Below are 3,308 nucleotides of genomic sequence, written 5' to 3'. Positions count from 1 at the left end.
GACCAGGGCGCGGCGTCGGTGCCGAAGAAGGCCTCGATGCCGTCGCCCTCTGGGGTGAGCTGATCGCGGAACTGGGCGTGCGCCACCCGTAGCGGTGCCCCGGAGATCCGTTCGACCCGCACCTCCAGGTGACCCATCGCGAGCTGTCCCAGATCCACCACCACCCGGGTGCCGTGGCGTTCGCTGGTGCGCAGGACCAAGGACGGGCCCTCGGACACGGCCAGGCGGTCCGGATCGGGCGCCCCGGCGGGGTCGCCCTCGACGGTGACGGTGGCCGGTTCTATGAGCGGGGTGTCCGGCAGGACCACCAGCTCGCGCCAGGAGTGGTCCTCGGGTAGCGGTGTGCGGGAGAGTTCTTCGACGGTGGACATGGTGCCTCCTTCTCGGGTCGCACCATCGACCCTAGAAAGCACCGGCGAGACGATCCATGTTTGTTTCACTGCTTTTCCTTCGCTGAACGCTCAGCCCGAAGGACGATCCGGTTAGGCTCCCCGCATGGACCTGTTGAGCGACGTGGTCACCTCGATGCGCGCGGGTACCCCAGGGGCCGCCCGGATCGAGATACACGGTACCTGGGGCTGGTACCTGCCCGGCGATCCCGAGGTCGCCGGGTTCATGGCCGTACTGGAGGGCACGTGTTGGCTGTTCCCGGACGGACGGGACGAGCCGATGCGGGTCGGCCCCGGTGACGTGGTCTTCTCCCCGCACGGCGACGGATACGGGTTGGCCGACCAACCCGTCAGACCGCAGCGAACCCTGGAGGAGGCCCGTCCCGGCGAAGGCGGGTTCGGTCGCCACACCTACGGCGACCCCGACGACGGCCGAACGGCGGTCTTCGTCTGCGGCGGGTACCGGCTGGACCGGGAGCGCGCGCATCCTCTGCTGACCACGCTGCCCGAACACGTCCACGTTCGAGCCGGTGACCTGGGTCTGGCCCGGGTTCTGGCGGGGCTCGGCGAGGAGACGGAAGGGTCGCGGCCCGGCGGCGACGCCCTGCTGCCCCTGCTGTTGGACGCGTTGCTGCTGTACGTGCTGCGCGCCTGCCTGGAGCCGACCGCCGGTGGTCGGGCGGGAGGCTGGGCTCGGGCGCTGGCCGACTCGGGGGTCGGGGCGGCCTTGGCGGCGGTGCATCGGAATCCGGCACGTTCCTGGACGGTGACGGCCCTGGCCGAGACGGCCCGGATGTCCCGGGCCACCTTCGCCCGCCGGTTCACGGCGCTCACCGGTCTGCCACCGATGGGGTATGTGACCTGGTGGCGGATGAACCGGGCGAAGGGGCTACTGCGCGACACCGAACTGGCGGTGGAGGAGGTGGCCGCCCGGGTGGGTTACGGGTCGCCCTTCGCGTTCTCTCACGCTTTCCGCCGCGCCTTCGGGGAGCCTCCCCTGCGCTACCGCCGAACAGATGATCCCTAAACTTCCCCAACAGGGAAATTATCTGGACACACAGGGAGCGATGAGGAGTATTCTGATCGGGTCGGAGCCGCCGACCGATGCCCTGAACCTTGGAGAGCCGCATGGCCATGAACCCCGAGACCGTCCACGAACTGCGAGCCGAGCTCCGCGCCGACCTGGTCATCGCGATGAAGGCTCGGCGGTCCGAGGTGGTCTCCGCCCTGCGCACCGCGATCGCAGCAGTGGACAACGCCGAAGCCGTCGAGGTATCGAACGCCCCGATGGAGTCGGTGAGCGAGCACGTCGCCGGTGCCGGGGCCGGGGTCGGTTCCACCGAGACCGGGCGACGCACACTGTCGGTCGATGAGGTGCGCTCGCTGCTGCGAGCGCAGGTCCAGGAACGGATCAACGAAGCCGAACGCTATGACTCGCACGGACGAAGCGAGGCCGCGGAGCGGCTTCGACTGGAGGCCGACGCCCTGAGGAAGTACACCGACCTCGGCTGAACGGCGAGGTCGAGTGCTCGGGCCAGGTGCCCCGGTCATCGGGAAGGGGAGGGATCCGGAGCCTCAAGTCTTCGGATCATGGCCGCCACGCGGCGTCCACGGAGCTCGGGTGGGGCCGTGATGATCGACAGCAGAAGGGCGTATCGCCGACCCGAGTCCAGCTCGGCGAACCGTTGCGTCGCGAGCGGTGACTCCGCGAGCGCCGTGGCCACGTCCTCGGGCACGTCCATGGCCGACGAACCGGGGTAGGCACGGGCCCAACGACCGTCGAGCCGGGCGCGTTCGATCTCCGCCCGCCCACGCGAGCGCATACGCCCCTGTGCGATCAGTGCCTCGACCAGTCCGACATTGCGCTGCGACCAGATCGACTTCGCTCGTCTGGGCGTGAACCGTTGGAGGAACGTCGTGCCGTCACGTTTCCTTCGCTGACCATCGATCCATCCACTGCACAACGCCTCATCGAGCGCCTGGGCATACTTCAGGGAAGTCGGCACGACCGTTCCCGACTTCGCCATCACCAGCCACACCCCGTCCGAGGCGTCCTCGTTCACGTCGAGCCAGGATCGCCACGCCGCCGCGTCCGCGAGCAGCAAAGACCCGTCATCCATCGGTGTTCCTCCTTCTTCTATCGGGTTCGTTCTGGGAATGTCCGGCCGCTCCGTCACGCGGCCGGATCGACGTGTCCGCGAAGCGTCGCGAGAGCAGGGCGAACGCGTCGGCGAGTTCGGGTGGTGCCACGTCGGTGAGAGCGGCGTCGAAGCGACCGAGCGAGGCGGCGAGCGCCACCCACGACCAGGACCCGACTCTGAGCCGGCATCGGTCGGGGCCGAGGTCCTCGACGGTCCCCTCTGTGACGAACGGGATCACCTCCTGGGCCGGCAGGTGCAGCACGACCTCGCCGGTACAGGGCCACGTGTTCTCACCGACCGAGCCCTTGAACCGCCCGGCGAGGAAGTCGCGGACGTCCCCGCCGGGCACTGTTCGGGGGATGAAGCGGGGTCCGGTGGGGATGCGGGGCCTCATCCGGTCGAGTCGGTAGACGCGCCAGTCGTCGGCGTCCAGGTCCCAGGCGACGAGGTACCAGCGCCCGTTCCCGAACACGACGTGGTGTGGTTCGACGCGCCGACGCGACGGCTCGGTGTTCGGGTCATCTCCCACCGCCGCGTAGACGAACCGCAGTACCGCGGAGGCCCGGACCGCCGCACTCACCGCGAGAAGCGCCTCGGGGTCGGCCACCACTGCGGTGTCGGACGGCAGCGTCGATAACGTCACGGAGTCGACCCGGTGGCGTAGCCGTGAGGGCATCACCTGTCGCACCGTCGTCAGTGCCCGAAGCGCCGCTTCACCGTCCGCGGCTCCCGTGGCCGCGGCGACCTGAAGGGCGGTGGCCAGGGCGACGGCCTGATC

The 3,308-nt window shown here is 69.5% G+C and carries 4 protein-coding genes and 1 pseudogene; 2 read left to right on the top strand and 3 right to left on the bottom strand.

The genetic code is table 11. The features are described 5' to 3' along the window. Positions 1-371 (bottom strand): annotated as a pseudogene (locus K8V84_RS10605) (alpha-L-rhamnosidase); the annotation flags it as partial. 124 nt (positions 372-495) lie between these two features. Here K8V84_RS10605 and K8V84_RS10600 point away from each other — a divergent pair. Further along, complete coding sequence (locus K8V84_RS10600) at positions 496-1,416, top strand: AraC family transcriptional regulator (RefSeq protein ID WP_304073724.1); 921 nt, start codon at positions 496-498, stop codon at positions 1,414-1,416. A 101-nt stretch (positions 1,417-1,517) separates the two neighbouring features. Further along, positions 1,518-1,901, top strand: a complete 384-nt coding sequence (locus K8V84_RS10595) for a hypothetical protein (protein WP_304073722.1) — start codon at positions 1,518-1,520, stop codon at positions 1,899-1,901. Between the two features lie 35 nt (positions 1,902-1,936). Here K8V84_RS10595 and K8V84_RS10590 read toward each other — a convergent pair whose 3' ends face one another. Both K8V84_RS10590 and K8V84_RS10585 read right to left on the bottom strand, forming a co-directional pair. Continuing rightward, a complete protein-coding gene (locus K8V84_RS10590; protein ID WP_304073719.1) occupies positions 1,937-2,509 on the bottom strand; it encodes a YdeI family protein in 573 nt (190 codons plus the stop codon). Then, the coding region (locus K8V84_RS10585; RefSeq protein ID WP_304073717.1) for a YafY family protein at positions 2,502-3,308 on the bottom strand (807 nt) is incomplete at its 5' end. The genes K8V84_RS10585 and K8V84_RS10590, both read right to left, overlap by 8 nt.

The sequence above is a fragment of the Nocardiopsis listeri genome, assembly GCF_020741345.1.
In the GTDB taxonomy this organism is placed as follows: domain Bacteria; phylum Actinomycetota; class Actinomycetes; order Streptosporangiales; family Streptosporangiaceae; genus Nocardiopsis; species Nocardiopsis listeri_A.
Note: the sequence above shows the minus strand (reverse complement) of the source record. Positions and strands in the feature narration are given on the sequence as shown.

Coding starts and splice junctions, on each gene's coding strand:
- K8V84_RS10595 (WP_304073722.1), top strand. CDS start 1,518: ATGGCCATGAACCCCGAGACCGTCCACGAACTGCGAGCCGAGCTCCGC.
- K8V84_RS10600 (WP_304073724.1), top strand. CDS start 496: ATGGACCTGTTGAGCGACGTGGTCACCTCGATGCGCGCGGGTACCCCA.
- K8V84_RS10590 (WP_304073719.1), bottom strand. CDS start 2,509: ATGGATGACGGGTCTTTGCTGCTCGCGGACGCGGCGGCGTGGCGATCC.